Origin of the sequence: Nocardioides alkalitolerans DSM 16699 (assembly GCF_000426525.1) — a bacterium.
Lineage (GTDB): Bacteria > Actinomycetota > Actinomycetes > Propionibacteriales > Nocardioidaceae > Nocardioides > Nocardioides alkalitolerans.
This window is the reverse complement of record NZ_KE384533.1, coordinates 810,545-831,877: the sequence shown is the minus strand read 5'-3', so window position 1 is coordinate 831,877 and position 21,333 is coordinate 810,545. Positions and strand designations below refer to the sequence as shown.

Below are 21,333 nucleotides of genomic sequence, written 5' to 3'. Positions count from 1 at the left end.
TGCGTGACCTGAGGGCCCTCCGCGCGTTCGACAGGCGACGTGCTGGACACCGCCGTACCCATCGGTAAGGATCCGGCGGAGACGTCCCCACCGGCGCCGACGGTCGCCGCCGGTGAGCAGAGAGGTTGCGTGCATGTCTGTCTTCGATGCCCTCACACCCGACGAGATCGCGCGCGTGCGCAAGGCCGGCACCGAGCTGCCCCTGCCCGCCGGCTGGTCGCCGATCTCCGAGAAGACCGGGGCCGACAAGGCCTACGTGATCCTCGAGGGCGAGGTGTCGGTGCGGCGCGGCGGCAAGGAGATCGCCACCCTCGGCGCCGGCGACATCATGGGCGAGATGGCGATCGTCAACCACACCCTGCGCACGGCGACGATCGTGGCCCTGACGCGCCTGCAGGTCGTGCACCTGACGCCGGAGGCGATCGAGTCGCTGAGCAGGTCGGTGCCCGCGTTCGGCGAGGCCGTGCGGGCCGCGGCCGCCGCCCGCGTCGGCAGCGACTGAGCCGACCAGTCCACCCCGTGCGGCCCGACGACGCCGAGAAGCCCGGCGTGCCCGAGGCAGCCGGCGCGCCCGACGCGCCCGACGAGGGGGCGCTCGCGGCGTACGACGACCTGCTGCTCGACGGCGTCGACGTCACCGCGCAGGTGCGGTCGGTGGAGACGAGCCTCCTGGGCGGGCCGCCGACCCTGACGCGGCTGCAGGTCGCCGAGCGCGTCGGGGTGCCGATGAGCCTGGCGAAGGAGCTGTGGCACCGCCTGGGGTTCCCTCACCACGGCGACGACGACGTGGCGTTCACCGACGCCGACGTCGAGGCCCTCTCCCTGGCCCGAGACCTCGTGATGCTGGGCATCCTCGACGCCGAGTCGCAGGCGGCGATGGTGCGCACCTGGGGCCGCAGCTTCGCCCGCCTGGCCGAGTGGCAGACCACGCTGCTCGCCCGCGTCGCGATGCGCGAGGGCGACCCCGAGGAGCGGCTCGAGGAGCTGACCGCCGAGGTGCTCCCCCGGCTCGAGGTGCTGCAGAGCTACATCTGGCGCCGCCACCTCGTCAGCGCCGCCAACCGGATGCTCACGCCGGCGCCCGGGGGCGAGCCGACCACGCGGCTGGCGGTCGGCTTCGTCGACATCGTCGGCTACACGACCCACAGCCGGAACCTCTCCGAGCCCGAGCTCGTCACCTGGCTCGAGGGGTTCGAGGACGTCGCGACGAGCGTCGTCGTCGACCACGCCGCCCGCGTCATCAAGACCATCGGCGACGAGATCCTCTACGTCACCGACGACCCCGTGCAGGCGGTCGAGGTGGCCCTCGCCCTCGTCGAGCGGGGCGCCGACGAGGCCGACCCGTTCCCGGCCGTGCGGGCGGGCGTGGCGTACGGCGAGGTGGTGGTGCGCCTCGGGGACGTCTACGGCAGCACCGTGAACATCGCGTCGCGCCTCACCTCCATCGCTCGCCCCGGCACGGTGGTCGTCGACGAGCGCCTCCAGGCCGTGCTCACCGGGGACGAGGAGCCGGACGACGACGACCCCGCCGACGCGCCCGACGACGCACCCGAGCCGACCGACCCGACCGGGGACGACCTCCCCTACCGCTTCAAGCGGCTCCGCCGGGCGAACGTGAAGGGCTTCCCCGGCGTCCGCGGGCGGGTGCTTCGTCGTACCGACCCGAAGCACTGACGAGACGCTAGGTTTCAGGCGTCCCGACCGGGGCATGTCAGGGCGGGTCTCGACCCCGCCGCCCGGAACAGGTCCACGGCGCGGGTCCACGGAAGCAGGGAGGGCACATGGCTCGACTCCACGCGGAGAAGCGCGTGCTGCTGGCCGACGTCGCGGGCGACAGCATCCGCGCCATGTCGGGCTCGATGGTCGCCTACCAGGGCAAGGTCGAGTTCAAGCACGCCGGCATGGGCGGCGGCGGCGGCTTCCGGGCCGCGCTCAAGCAGAAGGTCGCGGGCGAGTCGCTCACCCTGATGGAGTGCACCGGCCAGGGCCGCGTGCACCTCGCCTACCAGGCGCAGGACGTCACGGTGATCGGCATCGAGAACGACACGCTCACCGTCGAGTCCGAGCACATCCTCGCCGTCACGCCCGGCCTCACCCTCGACGTGCAGTTCGCGGGGCTGCGCGGCATGACGAGCGGCCAGGGCCTCGCGACCACCAAGGTCAGCGGCACGGGCCAGCTGGGCATCGTCTCCGACGGCCCGCTCATCGGGCTCGAGGTCGTGCCGGGGCAGCCGCTGGTGGTCGACCCCGACGCGTACGTCGCGGGGCTGGGGCAGCTGCAGATGTCGCTGGTCTCCGGGGTCACGTGGCGCTCGCTCGTCGGTGACGGCAGCGGCGAGCCGTTCTCGCTGCGGTTCGAGGGCCACGGCCGGGTCTACGTGCAGCCGGCCGAGCGGTGAGGGGAGACGCGCGATGACGTTCGAGCAGGTCAACTCCAAGGTGATCCGGGTGGCCGTGAGCCCCCAGGGCGCCGTGCTGGCGCGGCGGGGCGCGATGCTGGGCTACTCCGGCCAGGTCACGTTCCGCCCGATCGCCGGGCAGGGCCAGGGCGTCGGCGGCATGGTCGGCGCGGCCATGTCGGGCGAGTCCAACAAGATGATGGCCACCGAGGGCAGCGGCTCGGTGCTCTACGGCTACCGCGGCCTCTACGTCACGGTCCTCCAGCTGACGGGCGACTCGCTCGTGGTGGAGGCCGACCGCCTGCTGGCGCACGACGCGCACCTGCAGACGAGCATCGAGATGGTCGGGCAGGGCGGGGTGCGCTCCGCCGTGCGCGGCGCCGTCACGGGCCAGGGCCTCTTCACCACCCGCATCGGCGGGCAGGGCTGGGTCGCCCTGCTCTCCCATGGCGGCACGTTCCCGATCCAGCTGGCCGGCGACACCGTCGGCGTCGACCCGCAGGCGTACGTCGCCCACACCGGCGCGCTGCAGGTCGACCTCAAGTCGTCGGTCGGGGTGCGCGACCTCGTCGGTCGCGGCTCCGGGGAGGCCCTGCAGCTGCACGTCTCGGGCCACGGCACGGTCCACGTCCAGGCATCGGAGGAGAAGGTCAAGTGATCGGTGGCATCGACAGCCCGACGTACGACGCGAGCACGCTGCCCGCGGACGACAACGTCAACCCGTACGCGTTCTCCATCGCCCTGGCCGGCGAGTGGTTCGTCTCGAAGGGGGCGATGATCGCCTACTACGGCCAGGTCGAGTTCGCGGGCGTGAGCCAGTACGCCTCGCGGGCCTCGTGGGTGGCCGCCCGGTTCTCCTCGCCGCTCTACGTGCAGGACTGGGTGGTGGCCACCGGCCAGGGCAAGGTGCTCGTCGCCGACCGCGGCTACGACATCAACTCCTACGACCTCGACGAGGGCAACCTCACCATCAAGCAGACGAACCTGCTGGGGTTCCAGACCTCGCTCGAGCTCAAGCAGTCGATCGTGCCGGGGTTCGTGACCCTGCTCGGCACCGGCAAGTTCCTCGCCTCCTCCAACGGCCCGGTGATCTTCGTCGAGCCGCCGTTCCGCGCCGACCCCGAGTCGCTGCTCGGCTGGGCGGACTGCCCGTCGCCGAGCCAGCACTACGACCACAACTGGATGGCTCAGTCGTTCATGAGCGGGCTGCAGGGTGCCTTCGGTCGCGAGTCGGGCGAGGAGCGCCAGTACGACTTCACCGGCGCCGGCACGATCCTGCTCCAGTCGTCGGAGGCCACGCGGGTCGACGCCGCCATGCTGCGCACGATCGAGAGCCAGACCAACCTGCTCGACAACCAGTCCGCGGGCGCGCTGGGGCAGCGGCTCGTGGCCCGGGCGCAACGCCAGTAGAACGGCAGCCGAACGACCCCCCGAGCGGGCACGAAACCAACCACCCATCCGTTAGAACTGACCACAGGGCCGCACCATCCGAACCACCTCCCGTCGCACGACGGGAAGCAACCGAAGGGAAAGCGTCATGGGAGTCTCGCTCAGCAAGGGCGGCAACGTCTCGCTCTCGAAGGAAGCCCCCGGGCTGACCGCCATCGACATCGGTCTGGGCTGGGACGTGAACACGTTCTCCGGCGGCGACTTCGACCTCGACGCCTCGGCCATCCTCGTCGGCAGCAGCGGCAAGGTCGTCTCCGACCAGCACTTCATCTTCTTCAACAACCTGAAGTCGCCGGACGGCTCCGTCGAGCACACCGGCGACAACACGACCGGCGAGGGCGACGGCGACGACGAGCTGCTCAAGGCCAGCCTCGCCTCCGTCCCGGCCGAGATCGAGCGCATCGTCGTGGCGGTGTCGATCTACGACGCCGACACGCGCAACCAGAACTTCGGCGCCGTCCGCAACGCGTTCATCCGCGTGGTGAACCAGGCCAACGGCTCCGAGATCGCCCGCTACGACCTCACCGAGGACGCCTCCGTCGAGACCGCCATGGTCTTCGGCGAGGTCTACCGCAGCGGCGCGGAGTGGAAGTTCAAGGCCGTCGGCCAGGGCTACGCCTCGGGCCTGCGCGGCATCGCCTCGGACTTCGGGGTCAACGTCTGACCGGCGCCTGCGCCTGAGCACGACGAACGGCGGGCCGGTGACCTCCGCGAGGAGGTCACCGGCCCGCCGGCGTTCGTACCGGACTCGAGAGGTCCGGAAATGTGAAGGTCCGGCCGCTGCTGACGGGGGATACAGCAACGACCGGACGGGAAGGAATCTACTGACCCGCGGGCCCCGAGGCAACTCCTGGAACCGATCTTTGCCGGAGGGTTTCGTCACCAGGTGTCATGCCACCCTGCGACGCCTCAGCGGATCGTGACCTGGCGACCCGCGAGCGCCGACCGGACGGCGCGCTCCTGGGTGGTGAGGCCCTCGGTCGCCGCGAGCGCCTCGGCCAGCTTCGCGGCGAACGCCGTCGCCGGCTCCTCGAGCACCTCGGGCCCCGTGCCCGACGGCAGGTCCCACACCGGCGTGAGCAGGCCGTGGGCCCGGAACATCCCGACGAGCTTCGACCCCTCGGCCACGCTGTCCTCGCCGGCCGCGTGCAGGCGGGCGAGCGCGTCCAGCAGCTCGTCCTCCGGCTCGGGCATGGCCCAGCGCAGGTGCTCGCGGGTGTGCACGTCGGTCCAGTACGCCGCGGTGACGCTCTCGAGCCGCCGCGTCGGGGTCATCTGGTCGTCCGCCTGCTCGGCGGCGGCGGCGATGGCGCCGGTCTCGTCCTCGACCACGTCGGCCCAGTAGGAGAACGACGGGTGCACCGTGATGTCGAGCGGCTCGTCGGCGAGGAGGTCCTGCAGGCGCGGGCCCTCACCGGGGTCGGAGGTGAGGCCGACGGTGCCGGGCTCGGCGTCGAGCGCCGCCGTCAGCACCGCGCCGAGGTCGCGCGAGGGGTCACCGAACCCGTGGAGCACCTGGAGGCCGAGCACGATCCGGCCGTCCTGGCCGACGTACGCCGGAGCGGCCCCGGGCAGCAGGGTGGCGAGGGTGACGTCGCGGTCGCCCTCCTTGAGCCGCAGCGGCGCGGTGGCAGCGGGCACCAGCTCGCGCAGCGCGACCAGGTCGCACTCGCTGGCGAGACCCTCGAAGGGACGCTTCACGAAGACGGCGGGCGCGCCGCCGGCGGCACCGTGGCACGCCTTGTAGCGGCGCCCGGAGCCACAGGGGCAGGGCTGTCGGGGGCCGACCTCGCCCGGGGCGGTCGTCTGCTGGTCGCGGGCCTTGGTGCGGGAGCGCTTTGCCATGGCGCCACCCTAGTGACCGCGGCGCGAGGGACGTGCCCAGGCGTCACACCTGGGCCGCGGGCCCGGCGTCGACCAGCCGGCGCAGGTGGGCCGGACGATCGGTCACGACCGCGGTGACGCCGACCTCGCGGCAGAGGTCGAGCTGGGCCTGCGTGTTCACCGTCCACACGTTGACCTCGTGGGGGCTCTCGGCCAGGCGGGAGGCCAGGCCGGGGTGGTCGGTCAGCTCGCCGATACCGGGGCCCACGACCCAGTCGTCGCCGATCATGCGCCGCAGCGCCGGCCAGTAGTGGGCGTGCTCGAACAGCTGCACGACCCGGACCTGGGGGGCGAGCCGGCCCACGCGCTGCAGTGCGGTGTGGGAGAAGCTCATGACCCGCACCGGGGCGCCGGCCTCGTCCCACCCGAAGTCGCGCAGCAGCTCGACGAGCCGCTTCTCGACGAGCCCGCCGTACCGCGTCGGGTGCTTGGTCTCGATCGCGAGCTCGATGCGGCGGTCGTGGTCGGCCGCCACCTCCATCAGCTTGCGCAGCGTGAGCACGCCGCGCAGGCCCTCGTCGAGGTCGGGCACCTCGTCGTCGAGGTCGGCCCACGGCTGCTTCCACGAGGCCACGTCGAGCTGGTGCAGCTCGGCGAGCTCCATGGTGGAGATGAGGCCCCGCTTCTGGGCGATGCGGCGCAGGTGGCGGTCGTGCACACAGACGAGGTGGCCGTCGGCGGTCAGCCGCACGTCGCACTCGAGGCCGTCGGCCCCCGCGTCGAGCGCGGCGACGTACGCGCCCAGCGTGTGCTCGGCGAGCACCTCGCTGGCTCCGCGGTGGGCGACGACGAGCGGCCTCATGCCCCCCAGCATGACCGACGCGGGCCCTCCGTGGGGGCAGGCGGGGGCGAACGCCGTGTCTGGTCACCCGTAGCATGACGCACACCACAACGGGGAGGTCGACGGATGGACGAGAACGTGCGCACCGAGGTGCAGAAGCGGCTGGACCGCTACCTGACCGACGGGTTGGCCGCCGTCACCGGCTGGTTCGAGCCCGACTCGGCCGAGGTGGTCGCCACGGTCCTGGGCCACCAGCTCGCGACCGACGTCCGCGGCGACGTCGCCGAGATCGGCGTGCACCACGGCAAGTCGTTCCTGCTGCTCGCCAACGGCGTGCGCCCCGACGAGAGGGCGGTCGCCCTCGACGTCTTCGAGGACCAGGCGCGCAACGTCGACGACTCGGGTCGCGGCGACCGGGACGTGCTCGAGCGCAACGTCGCGCAGTGGGCGGCCGAGAGCGAGGTCGTGGTGGTGCAGGCCTCCAGCACCGACGTCGCCGTGGCCGACGCCGCGTCGACGTTCGGCCGGGTGAGGCTCTTCTCCGTCGACGGCGGCCACACCTCCGAGATCACCCGGCACGACCTGCTGCTGGCCGAGACCGTCCTGGTCGACGGCGGGGTCGTCGTGCTCGACGACGTGCTCAACGCGCACTGGCTGGGGGTCCTGACGGGGCTCACCCACTACCTCGCGGGCGACCACGGGCTCGTGCCGTTCGCCCTCTCCCCCAACAAGGTCTACCTCGCCGCACCGGCGGACGCAGCGACGTACGCGGAGGTGCTGCGCGAGGCCCACCCCGACCTGCTCGGCAAGCGGGACGTCGAGCTGCTCGGCTCGCGCATCGACATCTACGGGCAGGGCTCGCCGCGGGTGCGCCAGCGGTACGCCGACGACGTCGCCGAGCGCAGCAGCCGGCACGCCGCCGTCGCGGCTGCGGCCGCGTCCGTCGCGACCGCGGAGGGCCGCGTGGCCGAGCTCCAGGACGCCCGGGAGGCGACTGGCCGACGGATCGAGGAGCTGGCCCTGCTGCTGGCCGAGGAGAAGCGGGCGCGACTGGCCGCGGAGCGACGGATCGCGGCGATGACGGGCTCCACGTCCTGGCGCCTCACCACGCCGGTGCGCGCCGCCAGCGGGTGGGCGAAGGCCCGTCGCCGCGGCTGACCCGGTCGTCCTCGCGCCCGAGCGGGCCGGGGCTCAGCGGGCGCGCAGGAATCGCGCGAAATGCGGCACCGTGAACGCGATACGGCCGCGCTCGGCCGAGTAGACGAGCCCCTTCTTGATCAGCCCGTCGCGGGCGGGGCTGAGCGACTGCGGCTTGCGCCCGAGGTGGGTGGCGAGCGCGGCGGTGGCGACCGGTCCGTCGTCGGTGTCGACCGAGAGGTCGGCCATCGCCACCATGTAGTCCCGCTCGGCCGGCGTCGCCCGCTCGTAGCGGACCCCGAAGAAGCCCCGGGCCAGCTCGGCCTCCGCCTCGGGGGCGGCCGCCTCGACGTCGACCCGCCGTACCGGGTCGGCCACCGCGGCGTCCCAGGTGACCTTGCCGTAGGCCTGCACGAAGTAGGGGTAGCCGTCGGTGAGGCGGTAGAGCTCCTCGAGCGCGTCGGGCTCGAACCCCACGCCCTCCCCCGCCGCCGGCACCTGCCACGCCCGCTCCGCCATCTCGCGCGGGAGGCGGTCGACCTCGACGTAGGCGAAGAGCCGCTCGGCGTAGGACTTCGACGCCGCGAGCGCGGCCGGCAGGTGGGGCAGCCCCGCACCGACGACGATGAGCGGCGCCCCCTGCTGGCTGATCTCGTGGCACGCGCCGCAGAGGGCGGCGAGCTCGTCGACGGCGATGTCCTGCATCTCGTCGATGAACAGCGCGATCCCGACGCCGAGGTCGCGGGCCAGGTCGGCGACGTCGGTGAACAGCTCGACCAGGTCGAGCTCGAGGTCGCCGGAGTCGGCGCGACCCTTGGTGGCCGGCACGTCGGCGAGGTGGGCGCCGGGCACCCACCGGGTCGAGCGGCGGTCGCCCATCGCGGTGGCCAGGGCGAACGACTTCAGCACGCCGGCCACGTCGTCGACGCGGTCGGGGTCGCGGTGGCGGTGGGCGACCTCCCGGACGGCGGCGTGCACGGCCTGCGCGACCTGGAGCCGGATGCCGGCCTCCGGGCGGGCCTCGATCTTGCCCGTGCCCCACGCCCGTGTGACGGCCGCCGAACGCAGCGCGTTGAGCAGCACCGTCTTGCCCACGCCGCGGAGCCCGAAGAGCACCATGCTGCGCTCGGGACGCCCCGCGGCGACGCGCTCGAGCGTCACGTCGAACTGCTGCAGCTGACGGTCGCGGCCGGCGAGCTCGGGCGGGCGCTGACCGGCGCCGGGGGCGTAGGGGTTGCGCACCGGATCCATGTCGAGGACCGTATCGGCGCGTCTAGGTGATTCCGTAGAAGCACGCCGACACGCCGGCGCCGGGGCGGAGCGGCCGGCGGGCGCCTCAGCCGACGCGGAAGACCTCGCCGTTGCGGGGCATCCCGGGCAGGGCCGTGTCGGCGGGGTCCTTGGCGAAGGCGGCGAAGGGCGGGTCGATCTCGCCGGTGCACTCGATGCCCGACCAGGCCAGGGGCAGACCGGCGGCCGCGTCGGTGCGCGGCGTGTCCATGAGCTGCACGTGCAGGTGCGGCATCGAGGTGTTGCCGGTGTTGCCGACCCGGCCGACGACGTCGCCGACCGCCACCTGCGCGCCCACGGCGACCGTGGCGGAGCCGCACCGCAGGTGCGCGTAGACCGCTGCGGTCCCGTCGTCGTGGCGCACGACGACGTGGTTGCCGAGCACCTTCGCGGTGCCGCCGACCTCCCGGAGGATCCCCTCCAGCGTCATCATGAGGAGCAGGGCGGGCCAGGTGTCGCGGGCCCGGTGGTCGCGCTGGCGGTCACCGACGCGCACGACCTCGCCGGGCGCCATCGCGTGGATCGGCTCGTCGAAGCCGGGGTAGGCCTCCGGGGGCGTGCCCCGCAGGCCCCAGCGCACCAGCGTCGGGGAGGTCGCGGTCGAGCGGCCACACACGTCGACGGCGCTGAGCTGGCCACGGGTGCGGGTGCCGTGGCTGGGCACCTGCTGGCCGGGGCTGTTGACGGCCGTCCACTCCCCCCGCACGGGCGGGGCCAGCACCACGGGCTCCGTGCGGGTGGACCGCGGGGCGACGCCGACCAGCAGGGAGAGCACCACGATGCCCACGATCACCGCCACGACGCCGACGAGCCCGCCCGGAACGAGGCGCCCGAACGGCAGCACGCCGAGGGCGGCCACCACGTCGACCACGACGACGACGAACAAGAGGCCCATGAGCCGGGACCAGACCTGACGCCCCCCGGCGATCGCGCGCACCATGGGGCCATCACATCACCCGGGGGTGGTCAACCGGCGTCGGGCAGGGGCGGTGCGGGGGCCAGCCGCTCGGCGGCGGCGCGGCGGGCGACGTACGCGCGGTCGAGCCCGCCCCGGAGCATCTCGATGAGCTCGGGGACCTCGTCGACCGGGAGGCGGAAGGTGCCGGCGCAGACGTTCTCCCGCCAGAGCGAGAGCACGACGAGACCGGCGTCGTCGTGCCAGGAGATGCGCAGCGCGCGGTCGCCGTTGCGGGCGTCGACGTAGATCGACCCGGCGGAGGGGAGAGGCTTCACGGCGCCCATCGCCCCATCATGCCCCTGCCCCGGCGACCTGTCACGGGTCTGCCGGAGCCCCCAGTGCACAGCCTGGACCCGGTGTCGGTGCCCGGGGATAGGCTGCGCGCATGCCCGAGCTGCCCGAGGTGGAGGCGCTGGCGCTCGACCTGAGCGGCCGGCTGGAGGGGCGTGCGATCGCGAAGGTGCACCTCGCCGCGTTCAGCGCCCTGAAGACGTTCGACCCGCCGCTCTCGGCCGTCGAGGGGGCGTTCGTCGAGGGCGTCACGCGCCACGGCAAGTTCCTCGACATCTCCGTCGGCGGGCTCCACCTCGTGCTCCACCTCGCGCGGGCCGGCTGGGTGCGCTGGCGCGACGAGGTGCCGCCGGTGCCCCCGCGTCCGAGCACGAAGTCGACGCTCGCCGCCCGCATCGTGCTCGACGACGACACGGGCCTCGACGTCACCGAGGCCGGCACGCGCAAGAGCCTGGCGCTGTACGTCGTGCGCTCGCCCGCCGACGTCGAGGGCATCGCCCGCCTGGGGCCCGACCCGCTGGGCGACGGCTTCACGCTGCAGGTGCTCTCCGACATCCTCCAGAAGGCGGGGCGCGCCCAGATCAAGGGCGTCCTGCGCTACCAGAGCAACATCGCCGGCATCGGCAACGCCTACTCCGACGAGCTGCTCCACGCGGCCCGGCTCTCGCCGTTCAAGCCGTCCAACAGCCTCACCCAGACCGAGCTCGAGACGCTGTACGGCGCGATCCGCGGCGTGATCGGCGATGCCGTGACCCGGTCGCGCGGGCTCGCGGCGAGCCAGCTCAAGGGCGAGAAGAAGACGAACATGGCCGTCCACGGCCGGGCGGGCGAGGCGTGCCCCGTGTGCGGCGACGTCGTGCGCGAGGTCTCCTTCGCCGACTCGAGCCTGCAGTACTGCCCCACCTGCCAGACCGGCGGCAAGCTGCTCGCCGACCGGCGCATGTCGAAGCTGTTGAAGTGAGGGGCGGTGTGACTTTGCAGTTCCGATGATCAATCGCGCCGAGCACAACGAGGACACGTTCCGGTGAGCCATCAACCACTTCGCCCTAGTTGGCGAGGTCGGCCTCGACCAACGAGGCGACTGAGTCCTACAACAGACCATCGTGGCGAGCATCCTCGGTGTCGCCACCGGTCAACCTGCCCTCATCTCCAACTGCACCGGACGCACCGCCCAGGTCCCTCCCTGCTTAGGAGATCCCGCACCCCGGTGCGATCCTGCACTGGTTCAACGGCACCCACACACAAGTCGAGGAAGCCCCACGCCTTGGCTGCCACTCCTCCATAACGCGGCCATGCAACCCGACACCATCCGGGCAATGCCACCCGAACGGCTCCTCACCGTTACTGACTTCCCGAGCTCACGACGCGAAACTCAGGCGACCAAACCAGGCGACGTCCGTGCAGCCGAAGCCCTCATCGCTGAGGTCCACGAGGTCGATCGCATGCCACTTGTCGCTGCCAACTATCAGCGAATCCTCGAGACCTCAGCAGCCGGAGACCGCATCGCGTTACTTGACTAGTAGCGCGATCTGAGGCGGGAGGCGTTTCGCCTCAAGCTCAGACCCCGCACTGGCTCTTGACTATCACGCCGATCCTGCTGGTCAGTAGACGGCAATGGCGTCGAGGACGATAGCCGGGCCCGTGAAGTAGGCGCGGACGTCGTCGTTGGGTAGGTCTACGTCGAACGCCTCGACTAAGTCGGCCACCATCTCGTCGACGCGGGTCATGAGGGTGCGGCGCATGGTCTGCTCCCAACCGTGTAGGAGCCAATGTTCGGCGGTGAGGTAACGGTTCTCAGCGACCAACTGAGAGATCGAACCCAGGACTTGGATGTGACCCTCGACCCGGTCGGTTGCGGCGGAGTCCACGAAGTGATCCGGAGCCAGGTTCAGGAAGACACGTGGAGTCAGTTCGGTGTTCTCGAGTTCCATCAGGAGTGGGATCGGAAGGGCTGCATTGCCGAGGTACACGTCTTTCGCGAGTGCGAGAAACTGCGGTTCTAGTGCGTCTGTGTCTAGATCGTCGAGTGATTGGTCGGTCTCTCGGATCACTTGGAGTGCCAAGTAAAACAACTTGGCTGCGATCGAGCAGCCCGTGACGCTTGCGTCGCCTTCAAGTTCGAGCAACTCGCCGCGTGCATATGGCGTTGATCCAGTGGTCGCCTGGATGACTCCCTGTGTGTGGAGCCCGTCGATAAGTCTGCTGACGGTCGCCTTGTCTGTTGGCGTGAGGGAGTAACTGGCTTGGAACTCGATGTCTTTGCCGAGGGTGCCACCGAGGGTGGCAGCGCCGATTCCGACTCCCATCGTGCCGCCTCGTTTGCTCACCGTTTTCTCAACGATCTCGGCAGCACGCGGCACCACTACATCGTTGTATTCGCCGTGTGCAGCAAGAGTCGCCATGTCGAGGAAGACCGGGTTACGTAGTGGCACTCCCCCAGTCTGACAAGGACCACCGACAGTTGATGCGATCCCGTCCGGCTACGCCAGACATCTGGTGCAGATCAGTGCGCCAGCACGTACGACCGCACCGTTGCAGCGGCACGTCCGAGACGGGACATGCGACCGGGGGCACCGAGCCTGGTCAACCGGTCAAGCAAGGGCGCAGTGAGGTACATGTAGGACTGCGGGGGCCGCATCGTAGGGTCCAAATCGGCCAACGCGACCGGGGCGACAAACCGTAGTGGATTGCGGACTCGGATGACGTAGGCGTTGGGTGCCCCGGTGTAGTAGCGCTCGAACGGGGTCTGCTCGATTGCGCCGACATCTCCGTACTTCTTCCAGGCGCGCGCCGGGGTGAGTTTGTCGATAGCGTCGATCTCGAACATGCCGACGATCCGCTGTACGGGTGCGGTGGAGTAGATGACGATATGGGTGACGTCGTCCGGCAGGCCCTGACGACGGAACTCAACGGTCTTAGTTCCGGCGAGGATCGCGTCGGCATATCGTGGGTGGATCGAGAACAGCGCTACTCGTCCAGTCGCTGCGCCAGCCACGATGTTCCCTCCGGTCGGGTCTTGCTCACGGCCTGCGGGTGAGAAGCGAGGACGCCGCCCGCGATGAGTTCTGTCAGGGATATCGGCTCCTCGCGCAGGATCCGGGCTTGACGAAACATGATCACCAGAACCTCTCCCTTGCGCGTGAGCCCTTCAATCTCTGGCAGCGAGTACACGGTCCGTCGCCCGACCGCTGCTGCGATCGCCAAGGGGTCGTGTGACCTCAAGGTTGCTTCGACGACTCCGACGACGAACACCGCCTTCTCGTCCTTGCTCCGATAGAACAGCAAGGGGTCGCCAGGTTGTAGGAGGCGGCTCCGCGCGTTGCAGAGATATGCCTTACGTAGCGCGTTGCCGAACGGCTGTGTCGCCAGGCCCTCGGTCGCGGCGAATAGTGCATCCTCCTCGGCGGGCTCCCGCTCAGCGTCAGGGAACAGAATCCGGTGCCACCTCGGCTCGATCGGGATCGCATGACACGTCTGATCAAGAACCCGCAGGACGGGTGGGCCGTAGCGGACATGAAAGTCGAGAGCACTCATCGAGTCGGGGGCGTCGGCAGCAACCGGCATCAACGGCTTCTCATAGACCAGTTCCCCGACGTCGGTCAGCACCCCCGGCACGGCACGGAACCCGAAGTCCTGGAGCAGAGCGATCAACGCCGTCTGCTTCTCCAACACAGTCACGAACAAGCCAACATGCTGCTCGCGGTGAGCCCGCTCGAAGATCGCCTTCAACAGCAGTTCGCCGTACTTCTGACCGTTGTACGCATCTGCGACCTTGAACGTGCAGACCTTCAACTGCGGACCGGCCAGCCCGTGCTCGCCGGTCGGCTCCGGTTTCAAGATCACAATCGCGGCATGGTCGTCGTCGTCGCCGTCCACCACCAGGGCATCACGCTGAGTGCGTGCGCACCTCTCAAACCAGCCCACAAACGTCTCGCGACCGTAATCGTCCTTGAGCCCGTCAAAGATCGCGTCATCGATACTCAGTTCGTGAGTCTTAACGGCTCTAACAGACGGCGGCGGATCCGGGAGATCGGCGTGCAACGCACGCAGCATCAAGATCGCATCAGAAAGCCGAAGGACACGGTCCTCGACCCCCAAGCGACGCGCGCGACGGTGCATCCCGTCGTCCTCCGTCACCAGGTACTCGGCGGCGTTACCTACCACCGCCGCTAGGAGCAGTTGGTCGACATCGTCGTTCGTCCCGGCTACGGGAACGCCCAGTTCGTCCTTCTGAGCCTGCGAGATCACGGGCGGTGAGGCCAACTTCGTGTACCGCTCAAAGACCACCAGCCGGGCCTGACGTTTGGCCGGATCCTTGATGCGGGCGAAATCCATGAGGCAGGCCGGATGGGTGCGGACGTCGTGGTGGTGAGTAGCGGTCAACCGCATGAACTGCATGGCGGACTCTGCGCCCGCCTCCAACTCATGGGACATCGGGTCGCTGGTAATCGCGATGTTGCTGTCAATCAGGAACAGCACAAAGCGAAGCCTGCCTTGAAACGTCGCTGACCTTCGGCACATCGTGGTGATTGGTCGCACCCGTGCCGACTGGGAGTCACTTCACGAAGCTCCGTGAATCCGCCTGAAGCCACGGCTGGCGACCCCGTCATCGACCGTTGTTGGAGAGACTCAGGATCTCGGTACCGCGCGTAGGTCGGGTCACACCGATGACCACCGTTACGTGCGAATCAACCCGATCGTGATCACCATCGAGTGCAAACGGGGCAAGGTTGATCAGCCAGACCGCAAGACGGACTTGGTCGTAGTGCAAACTCGGGCTCAGATCTATCCCAGTTTGATCGTCTGATTTGCAATGATCAGGCGGCCGTCGTACCGGAGGAGAGGACAGGCGTGGGAGCGAGCTGGCAGATGCGGGGGCTCGCACGCCTCATGCGGGTGGTCTACCACCGGCGGTTCGCGACGGAGGCGGCCGGGCACGCCCGTCTGCTGAAGGAGAAGGGCTCGGCGGAGCCGCCGGCGGCCCTCACGTCGCGGCGCGCCGTCGACCGCTACGAGGTCGACGGGTTCCCCGTCGTGGTGGTGAGCCCGCGCGCCGGGTCGCCGCGCCACACCGACCGGGTCGTCGTGCAGGTGCACGGGGGCGCCTACACCGCCGAGATCGTCGCGCAGCACTGGCAGCTGGCGGCCCACCTGGCCGACCGCAGCGGCGCCGACGTGCACGTGGCGCTCTACGGCCTGGCGCCCGCCCACCACGCCGACGAGGCCCTGGCGTTCGTCGGCGCCGTCGTCGCCCGCCTCACCGCGGCCGGTCGGCAGGTGCACCTGGTGGGCGACTCCTCCGGCGGGGGCCTGGCGCTGCTCGTGGCGCAGCACGCCGACGAGGCGACCCGTCGGGGACTCGTGGGCGTCACCGCCCTCGCCCCGTGGCTCGACATGGCGATGGCCAACCCCGACGTGCCCGCCGTCGAGCGGGTCGACCCGTGGCTCTCGCGCGCCGGGCTGCGGCCCATCGCCGACGCGTGGGTCGACGGCACGCCGCTCGACGACCCGCGGGTGAGCCCCCTGCACGGCGACCTCACGGGGCTGCCGCCCGTGGCGATCTGGGTCGGCAGCCGCGACATCACGGTGCCCGACTGCCGGCTGCTGCGCGACCGCCTGGCCGACCAGCCCGGCTTCCGCTACGTCGAGCTGGAGGGCGGGCTGCACGTCTACCCGCTGCTCCCCGTGCCCGAGGGCCGCCGCGACCGCGACGCCCTCACGACCCACGTGGCGCACTCGTTCGCGGCGCCTCGCGTAGCGTGACGCCCATGGTCTCCCTTCCCACCGTGGGCATCGACGGCGTACCCGACCCGCTCCCCGAGGGCCTCGCCGTCCTCGACGTCCGGGAGCCCGGCGAGTGGTCGGCCGGCCACATCGAGGGCGCGGTCCACATCCCGCTGAGCGACCTGCCGACCCGTCTCGACGACGTGCCGGTCGAGCGCACCCTCGTGGTCTGCAAGGTCGGGGGCCGCTCCGCGCGGGCCGTCGCGTGGCTGACGCAGCAGGGCCGCGACGTCGTGAACCTCGACGGCGGGATGCTCGACTGGGAGGCCGCCGGTCGCCCGATGGTCAGCGAGACCGGCGCTCCGCCCGCCGTCGTCTGACGATCAGCCCGTGGGGCTCGGCGGGTCCGTCACCTGCGGGCACTGCTCGAGATAGGTGCTGTACGCCGTCAGCTGCTGCACCTCGGCGTCCGTCAGGTCCGGCTGCGGCCACTCCTCGGCGGCGACGTCCGCCGGCGCCGACGCGGCGTACGCGATCGCGATCTCGAGCCCGGCCAGCGGGTCGCCCTCGAGGTCGGCCGGACGCTCGATCTCCGTCATACTCGTCGCCCACAGCTGCAGGTCCTCCCCCGTGGCCATGAACTTGATCAGCCCGGCGGCCGTGCAGAAGTCCTCGAGCACCTGCTCGTCGCTGAGCTCCTCGCCTCCCTCGGCCGCCGGGTCGCCGGCGGCGTCGGTGGCCGGGTCCGACCCGGCGGGCGCGTCCGACGTCTCCGTCGGGTCGTCCGGCGCCGTGTCGTCACCGCCGCAGGCGACGAGCCCGCCGTACGCGAGCAGCAGCGTCGCCAACCCCAGCGGGACGGAGCTGCGGACGCGGGCGGGAGGGAGCGCGGACCGGGCCATGGCCGTCACGCTACCCACCGGCCCGCGGCCGACGGGTCCGGACGACCGGGACGGCCCAGGAAATGCCGCAGGGCCCGGCACGTGGCCGGGCCCTGCGGGTGGAACGTGGTGAGCCGTCAGGCGCACGCCTCGGCCGCGTAGTCGTCGAACGCGTCCGTGTCGCCGTTGTCCTCGACCTCGGCGTCGTCGACCTCGTCCTCGGACGCGTCGTTGCCCAGGTCCTCGAACGCCTCGACGTACAGCTCGAAGCCGCTGCGCGCCTCGTCGGAGATGTCCTCCGGCGTGCCGACCTCGGCCAGCTTGTCGGCGTAGTCGGCGGCCTGGAAGGTCTCGCCGTCCTCGTCGAGGTAGTCGACGATGCCGGCGAACGCCGCGCAGAAGTCGTCGACGCTGGCGTCGGTCGGGGCGTCGGCGCCCGGGCCACCGCCGCAGGCGGAGAGCGAGCCGGCGGCGAGGACGAGTGCGGCGACGGAGAGGACACGCTTCATGAGGGAGCTCCTGGTGCTCGGGCGACCGCGCTCACGCGGTCAGGGGAGGATGACGGTGGTCGTGGGACGGGTCAGCCCGTGACGCTCTCGGCGAGCTGGTCCTGGCACGTGGTCGACGCGTACTCGATGAACGCGGTGCCCTTGTCGGCCTCGTCCTCGGGGAACTCGTCGGCGTCCTCGACGTCCTCCTGAGAGGCGCCGTTGCCGATGCCGTCGAGCGCCTCGACGAAGATCTCGAAGCCCTCGCGCTCCTCGTCGGAGATGTCCTCGGGGGTGCCGGCCTCGGCGAGCGCGTCCGCGGCGTCCTTGGCGTTGATCTCGTCCTCGCTCGACGAGATGACCTCGAAGGTCTCGATGAAGCCGGCGCAGAAGTCCTCGACGCTGGCGTCGGTGGGGGCGTCGGCGCCCGGGCCACCTCCGCAGGCGGAGAGCGAGCCGGCGGCCAGGACGAGGGCGGCGACGGAGAAGACACGCTTCATGGGGTTTGCTCCTAGATCTCGGGGACCGCTCCGAGCACTCGTCGGGGCAGCGGGTCCGACCATGCCCAGGCCGGACCCTCGCCCAAACACTCCCAGACCGACTTCTCTCGGGGAAATCTCAGCCGCCTCTCAGCGTGGGCGCGGCGTCCCGCCCCGGGAGCCGTGGTCAGGCGAAGACGGCCGGCAGCGGGAGCCGCAGGGCGGCGGCGAGCCGGTCGAGGTAGACCGCCCGCTCGAGCTCGACCACGCCGAGGCTGGCGAGGTGGTCGGTCTGCCACTGCACGTCGAGCAGACGCGGGGTCGGCACCGCGTCGGCGTCGGCGGACAGCAGCTCGACGAGCCCGACCAAGGCGGCCTTCGAGGCGTCCCGCGCCCGGTGGAACATCGACTCCCCGGCGAACAGGCCGCCGATCGCCACGCCGTACAGGCCGCCGACCAGCTCGCCGTCGGCCCACGCCTCCACCGAGTGGGCCCACCCGAGCTCGTGCAGGCGCCGGTAGGCCGCGCCGATGTTGTCGTCGATCCAGCCGCCCGTGCGCGCGGGGTCGGCGCACGCGGCGACCACCTCGTCGAAGCAGGTGTCGACCCGGATCTCGAAGTCCCGCACCGAGCGGCGCAGCGACCGGCTGACCCGCAGGCCGTCGAGCGGCAGCACGCCGCGCCGTACGGGCGAGAACCAGAGCACGTCCTCCTCCTCGGGCATCGGGAACAGCCCGTGGCGGTAGGCGGAGAGCAGCGTGCCCGGCTCGAGGTCGGCCCCGACGCCGACCAGGTCGTCGTCCGCACCGGCGTGGCGGGGGTCGCCGAAGTCCCAGAAGCTGCGGGGAGGTTCGACGGGCACGGCCCCAACCTAGGACACGTGACCTCGCGCACCCCGGGGGTGTCGCGACCGCTGCTGCCGGTCCGAGGCCCCCTCACGGGGTGAGGGACGGCTCCCGGTGGCTCCGTACGATCTGCGACATGGGAATCAAGGGGTCGGTCGGCCGGGCTGCGGCGACGAAGGTGCCGGCGGTCGCACCGAAGCTCACGTCCGGGTTCGTGCGCCAGGCGCTCGCGCGCGCCATCGCCGGGGCGGGTCCGCTCAAGCCGGCCGCGGAGGCCGCCGACGCGCTGCTCGCCGACCACCACGGCAACGTCGACAAGACGGTGAAGGCCGTGATCGACAAGCACGTCCGGTACGCCGGCACCCAGGGCTTCGTGACCAACATCGGCGGCCTCGTGACGGTCGCCGTGACCATCCCCGCGAACATCACCGGCCTCGCGCTCATCCAGTGCCGGATGATCGCGATCATCGCCCACCTGCGCGGCTACGACCTCGCGGACCCGCGGGTCCGCAACGCGGTGCTCGTCTGCCTCATGGGCCAGGCCGAGGTCGACCGGATGATCAAGAAGAAGAAGCTGCCGGCGCCCCCGATGGCCATCGCCACCGCGCCCCACCACGACCCCGAGCTCGACACGCTGCTCTCCAACGAGGTCGCGGTCGACCTGATCTCACGCGTCGTCGGCAAGCGGATGGCCGTCACGATCGGCCGTCGCGTGCCGGTCGTCGGCGGCGCCGTCGGCATGACCGCCGACGGCTACGCCACCTGGAAGCTCGGCCGCTACGCCGCACAGGAGCTGCGGGCGCGCAAGCGCTGATCCGGCGCGGCCCCCGCGTCACTCCTCGGGCGCGACCACGACCAGGACCGTGCCGAGCGGCACCTGCGTGCCGGGGGTCGCGGCCACGTCGGTGACCGTGCCCGCGAACGGTGCGCGCAGGCTGAGCTCCATCTTCATGGCCTCCATGGTCGCGAGCACCTGACCCTCGACGACCACGTCGCCCACCGAGGCGTCCACCGTGACGACCGTGCCGGGCATCGGCGCCGTGAGCGTGCCGTCCCCGGCCGCGGCGGCCCCGAGCGCGAAGGGGTCGGGCTCCGCGAACACCCACCGCTGGCCGTCGACGACGGCCTCGACCCCGCCCGGCGTACGGCGCAGCGCGGCCACGCGGGGGGTGCGCGCCGGGGGCGGGGCGTCGTCCTCGGTGGAGGTCGGCTCGAGCCAGGGCACGACGTACGGCGCGGGGCCGGCCCCGGAGCGCCAGCCGTCGAGCGCGAACGGGCCCGCGGTGGCGGCGCGGTCGCGGGCGGCCAGGGTCGCGAGGACGGCCCGGCGGGCCGCGGCCTCGTCGGGCGGGTCGACCTCGTGGCGGTCGAGCCACGCGGTGTCGATACCGCCCTCGGCGCCCAGGGCGGCGAACGCGTCGCTGGCGGCGAGCGCCCGGAGGAAGCCGGTGTTGGTGGTCAGGCCGAGCACCACGGTGTCGTCGAGGGCGCGCACGAGCGCGGCGATCGCGGCCCGACGGTCCGTGCCCCAGGCGATCACCTTGCCGAGCATCGGGTCGAACGACGTGCTGACGACCTGCCCGGACTCCAGGGCGTGGTCGACGCGCACGCGGGGCCGGGTGCCGGTGCCCGCGGCCTCGCCGGTGGTGCCGGGCCACGCGACGTACGACGCGGTGCCGGCCTGCGGGAGGAAGCCGGCCCACGCGTCCTCGGCGTAGACCCGGGCCTCGACGGCGTGGCCGTGCACCCGGAGGTCGCCCTGGGCGAGGCCGAGCGGCCGCCCGGCCGCGACGCGCAGCTGGAGGGCGACGAGGTCGAGGGGACCGTCCGGGCCGACCACGACGGACTCCGTGACCGGGTGCTCGACCTGGAGGCGGGTGTTCATCTCGAGGAAGAAGACGTCGTCGGTGTCGACGTCGAGCAGGAACTCGACCGTGCCCGCGCCCGTGTAGCCGACCTCGGCGGCGAGCGCGACGGCGGCGGTGTGCAGGCGGGCGCGGACGGCGTCGGTGAGGTGCGGCGCCGGCGCCTCCTCGAGCACCTTCTGGTGGCGGCGCTGCGCGGAGCAGTCCCGCTCGAAGAGGTGGAGCACGGTGCCGTGGGCGTCGCCCATCACCTGCACCTCGACGTGGCGGCCGCGCTCGACGTACCGCTCCACGAGCAGCGTGTCGTCACCGAAGCCCGCGGCGGCCTCGCGACGGGCGGCGGCCACGGCGTCGCCGTACGCGTCGGCGCTGCGCACGACCCGCATGCCCTTGCCCCCGCCGCCGGCCGCGGCCTTGACGAGCACCGGGAAGTCGAAGGTGGTGGGGTCGTCGGCGACGTCGTACGCCGGCACGACCGGGACGTCGGCGGCCTCGGCGATCGCGCGGGCGTGGTCCTTGCGGCCCATCCGCTCGATCACGTCGGCGCTCGGGCCGACCCAGACCAGGCCGGCCTCGGCGACCGCGCGGGCGAAGGCGGCGTTCTCGGAGAGGAAGCCGTAGCCGGGGTGCACGGCGGTCGCTCCGTGGGCGAGGGCGGCGGCGACGAGCGCGGGGCCGTCGAGGTAGGCCGGCACCTCGGCGGCGACGTCGGCCGCCCGGACGTGGGGCGCGTCGGCGTCCCCCGCGGTGTGCACGGCGACGGTGGCCAGGCCCAGGTCGGCGCAGGTGCGCAGGACGCGCAGCGCGATCTCGCCGCGGTTGGCGACGAGGACGGTGGTGATGTCGGTGGTCGGGTTCATCG

General features: G+C 71.6%; 24 protein-coding genes. 11 read left to right on the top strand and 13 right to left on the bottom strand.

Annotated features, from left to right (window positions below):
- Positions 1 to 133: 133 nt before the first annotated feature.
- The 6 genes from K329_RS0120815 to K329_RS0120790 all read left to right on the top strand — a co-directional run bounded on the left by K329_RS0120815 (position 134) and on the right by K329_RS0120790 (position 4,512).
- Positions 134 to 502: a Crp/Fnr family transcriptional regulator gene (locus K329_RS0120815; protein ID WP_043644339.1), complete on the top strand. Its 369-nt coding sequence runs from the start codon at positions 134 to 136 to the stop codon at positions 500 to 502.
- Between the two features lie 47 nt (positions 503 to 549).
- On the top strand, positions 550 to 1,674 hold the full coding sequence (locus tag K329_RS0120810) for an adenylate/guanylate cyclase domain-containing protein (protein WP_245596630.1): 1,125 nt from the start codon (positions 550 to 552) through the stop codon (positions 1,672 to 1,674).
- A 107-nt stretch (positions 1,675 to 1,781) separates the two neighbouring features.
- Positions 1,782 to 2,399, top strand: coding sequence for an AIM24 family protein (locus K329_RS0120805; RefSeq protein ID WP_028474550.1), 618 nt, complete (start codon positions 1,782 to 1,784; stop codon positions 2,397 to 2,399).
- Between the two features lie 13 nt (positions 2,400 to 2,412).
- Positions 2,413 to 3,057 (top strand): AIM24 family protein, encoded by a 645-nt coding sequence (locus tag K329_RS0120800; RefSeq protein ID WP_028474549.1) that lies wholly within the window; start codon positions 2,413 to 2,415, stop codon positions 3,055 to 3,057.
- A complete protein-coding gene (locus K329_RS0120795; RefSeq protein ID WP_084541479.1) occupies positions 3,054 to 3,809 on the top strand; it encodes an AIM24 family protein in 756 nt (251 codons plus the stop codon). Before K329_RS0120800 ends, K329_RS0120795 begins: the two co-directional genes overlap by 4 nt.
- A 127-nt stretch (positions 3,810 to 3,936) precedes the next feature.
- Entirely contained in the window at positions 3,937 to 4,512 is a 576-nt protein-coding gene (locus K329_RS0120790; protein ID WP_028474547.1) for a TerD family protein, read from the top strand.
- A 245-nt stretch (positions 4,513 to 4,757) separates the two neighbouring features.
- Here K329_RS0120790 and K329_RS0120785 read toward each other — a convergent pair whose 3' ends face one another.
- Positions 4,758 to 5,693: a DUF5926 family protein gene (locus K329_RS0120785; RefSeq protein ID WP_028474546.1), complete on the bottom strand. Its 936-nt coding sequence runs from the start codon at positions 5,691 to 5,693 to the stop codon at positions 4,758 to 4,760.
- Between the two features lie 43 nt (positions 5,694 to 5,736).
- Complete coding sequence (locus K329_RS0120780) at positions 5,737 to 6,534, bottom strand: glycerophosphodiester phosphodiesterase family protein (RefSeq protein ID WP_028474545.1); 798 nt, start codon at positions 6,532 to 6,534, stop codon at positions 5,737 to 5,739.
- A gap of 105 nt (positions 6,535 to 6,639) precedes the next feature.
- Between K329_RS0120780 and K329_RS29960 the strand changes: the two genes are divergently transcribed.
- On the top strand, positions 6,640 to 7,671 hold the full coding sequence (locus K329_RS29960) for a class I SAM-dependent methyltransferase (RefSeq protein WP_052337181.1): 1,032 nt from the start codon (positions 6,640 to 6,642) through the stop codon (positions 7,669 to 7,671).
- Positions 7,672 to 7,704: 33 nt separating this feature from the next.
- Here K329_RS29960 and K329_RS0120770 read toward each other — a convergent pair whose 3' ends face one another.
- From K329_RS0120770 to K329_RS0120760, 3 genes are all read right to left on the bottom strand, one after another.
- The gene (locus K329_RS0120770; RefSeq protein ID WP_028474544.1) at positions 7,705 to 8,901 is read right to left on the bottom strand and encodes an ATP-binding protein; all 1,197 of its coding nucleotides are present in this window, start codon (positions 8,899 to 8,901) and stop codon (positions 7,705 to 7,707) included.
- Positions 8,902 to 8,986: 85 nt separating this feature from the next.
- Positions 8,987 to 9,835, bottom strand: a complete 849-nt coding sequence (locus tag K329_RS28495; protein ID WP_169721623.1) for a M23 family metallopeptidase — start codon at positions 9,833 to 9,835, stop codon at positions 8,987 to 8,989.
- Between the two features lie 71 nt (positions 9,836 to 9,906).
- On the bottom strand, positions 9,907 to 10,182 hold the full coding sequence (locus tag K329_RS0120760; RefSeq protein WP_157571860.1) for a hypothetical protein: 276 nt from the start codon (positions 10,180 to 10,182) through the stop codon (positions 9,907 to 9,909).
- 101 nt (positions 10,183 to 10,283) lie between these two features.
- On the opposite strand from K329_RS0120760, the gene K329_RS0120755 reads away from it, so the two are divergent.
- Complete coding sequence (locus K329_RS0120755; RefSeq protein ID WP_028474542.1) at positions 10,284 to 11,150, top strand: Fpg/Nei family DNA glycosylase; 867 nt, start codon at positions 10,284 to 10,286, stop codon at positions 11,148 to 11,150.
- A 640-nt stretch (positions 11,151 to 11,790) separates the two neighbouring features.
- On the opposite strand, the gene K329_RS0120750 is transcribed toward K329_RS0120755, so the two are convergent.
- The 3 genes from K329_RS0120750 to K329_RS0120740 form a co-directional block, all read right to left on the bottom strand.
- Positions 11,791 to 12,621, bottom strand: a complete 831-nt coding sequence (locus K329_RS0120750) for a hypothetical protein (protein WP_157571859.1) — start codon at positions 12,619 to 12,621, stop codon at positions 11,791 to 11,793.
- A gap of 71 nt (positions 12,622 to 12,692) precedes the next feature.
- Positions 12,693 to 13,184, bottom strand: a complete 492-nt coding sequence (locus K329_RS28490) for an ASCH domain-containing protein (RefSeq protein WP_052337179.1) — start codon at positions 13,182 to 13,184, stop codon at positions 12,693 to 12,695.
- A complete protein-coding gene (locus K329_RS0120740) occupies positions 13,157 to 14,668 on the bottom strand; it encodes a GNAT family N-acetyltransferase (RefSeq protein ID WP_028474540.1) in 1,512 nt (503 codons plus the stop codon). Before K329_RS0120740 ends, K329_RS28490 begins: the two co-directional genes overlap by 28 nt.
- A gap of 372 nt (positions 14,669 to 15,040) precedes the next feature.
- On the opposite strand from K329_RS0120740, the gene K329_RS0120735 reads away from it, so the two are divergent.
- Together K329_RS0120735 and K329_RS0120730 are read left to right on the top strand one after the other, a co-directional pair.
- Positions 15,041 to 15,952 carry an alpha/beta hydrolase gene (locus tag K329_RS0120735; RefSeq protein ID WP_211225923.1) on the top strand — a complete coding sequence of 304 codons (912 nt, stop codon included), beginning with the start codon at positions 15,041 to 15,043 and terminating at the stop codon, positions 15,950 to 15,952.
- Between the two features lie 5 nt (positions 15,953 to 15,957).
- On the top strand, positions 15,958 to 16,293 hold the full coding sequence (locus K329_RS0120730) for a rhodanese-like domain-containing protein (RefSeq protein ID WP_028474538.1): 336 nt from the start codon (positions 15,958 to 15,960) through the stop codon (positions 16,291 to 16,293).
- 3 nt (positions 16,294 to 16,296) lie between these two features.
- Here the strand turns inward: K329_RS0120730 and K329_RS0120725 are convergent, their stop codons facing one another.
- The 4 genes from K329_RS0120725 to aat all read right to left on the bottom strand — a co-directional run bounded on the left by K329_RS0120725 (position 16,297) and on the right by aat (position 18,623).
- Entirely contained in the window at positions 16,297 to 16,815 is a 519-nt protein-coding gene (locus K329_RS0120725) for a hypothetical protein (protein WP_028474537.1), read from the bottom strand.
- Between the two features lie 116 nt (positions 16,816 to 16,931).
- On the bottom strand, positions 16,932 to 17,303 hold the full coding sequence (locus tag K329_RS0120720; RefSeq protein WP_028474536.1) for an LptM family lipoprotein: 372 nt from the start codon (positions 17,301 to 17,303) through the stop codon (positions 16,932 to 16,934).
- A gap of 71 nt (positions 17,304 to 17,374) precedes the next feature.
- A complete protein-coding gene (locus K329_RS0120715; protein WP_028474535.1) occupies positions 17,375 to 17,782 on the bottom strand; it encodes a hypothetical protein in 408 nt (135 codons plus the stop codon).
- A 166-nt stretch (positions 17,783 to 17,948) separates the two neighbouring features.
- Positions 17,949 to 18,623 (bottom strand): leucyl/phenylalanyl-tRNA--protein transferase, encoded by a 675-nt coding sequence (aat, locus tag K329_RS0120710; protein WP_028474534.1) that lies wholly within the window; start codon positions 18,621 to 18,623, stop codon positions 17,949 to 17,951.
- Positions 18,624 to 18,742: 119 nt separating this feature from the next.
- Between aat and K329_RS0120705 the strand changes: the two genes are divergently transcribed.
- Positions 18,743 to 19,420 carry an EcsC family protein gene (locus K329_RS0120705; RefSeq protein WP_028474533.1) on the top strand — a complete coding sequence of 226 codons (678 nt, stop codon included), beginning with the start codon at positions 18,743 to 18,745 and terminating at the stop codon, positions 19,418 to 19,420.
- 18 nt (positions 19,421 to 19,438) lie between these two features.
- Here K329_RS0120705 and K329_RS0120700 read toward each other — a convergent pair whose 3' ends face one another.
- The gene (locus tag K329_RS0120700; protein ID WP_028474532.1) at positions 19,439 to 21,331 is read right to left on the bottom strand and encodes an acetyl/propionyl/methylcrotonyl-CoA carboxylase subunit alpha; all 1,893 of its coding nucleotides are present in this window, start codon (positions 21,329 to 21,331) and stop codon (positions 19,439 to 19,441) included.
- Positions 21,332 to 21,333 lie beyond the last annotated feature (2 nt).